The organism is Sphingobacterium shayense, assembly GCF_013179575.1.
GTDB classification, from domain to species: Bacteria; Bacteroidota; Bacteroidia; order Sphingobacteriales; family Sphingobacteriaceae; genus Sphingobacterium; species Sphingobacterium shayense.
Map to the genome: position 1 here is coordinate 1 of NZ_JABMCQ010000352.1, position 676 is coordinate 676.

The 676-nt window shown below is 57.1% G+C and carries 1 protein-coding gene; it reads left to right on the top strand.

What is annotated here, in order from left to right:
• Window positions 1–676: GTP-binding protein (locus HP439_RS19315; RefSeq protein WP_172391937.1), on the top strand; the 676-nt coding region annotated here is incomplete at both ends.

Genomic DNA, 676 nt, shown 5'->3' on the forward strand with positions numbered 1-676 from the left:
TGGCTAAAGAAAAATTTGAACGTAACAAACCGCACGTCAACGTTGGCACCATCGGTCACGTTGACCACGGTAAAACCACTCTGACCGCTGCTCTGACCCGCGTTTGCTCCGAAGTATTCGGTTCGGCCAAGGTCGACTTCGACAAGATCGATAGCGCGCCGGAAGAGAAGGCTCGTGGTATCACCATCAACACTGCGCACGTTGAGTACGACTCTGCCGTACGTCACTACGCACACGTTGACTGCCCGGGTCACGCTGACTATGTGAAGAACATGATCACCGGGGCTGCGCAGATGGACGGCGCTATCCTGGTTTGCTCGGCTGCTGACGGCCCGATGCCTCAGACTCGCGAGCACATCCTGCTGTCCCGTCAGGTAGGTGTTCCGTTCATCGTTGTCTTCCTGAACAAGGCTGACATGGTTGACGACGCCGAGCTGCTGGAGCTGGTGGAAATGGAAGTGCGTGACCTGCTCAGCACTTACGATTTCCCGGGCGACGACACGCCGATCATCATCGGTTCCGCTCTGATGGCCCTGAACGGCCAGGACGACAACGGCATGGGTACTACTGCGGTGAAAACCCTGGTAGAGACTCTGGACAGCTACATCCCAGAGCCAGTTCGTGCGATCGACCGTCCGTTCCTGATGCCGATCGAAGACGTATTCTCGATCTCCGG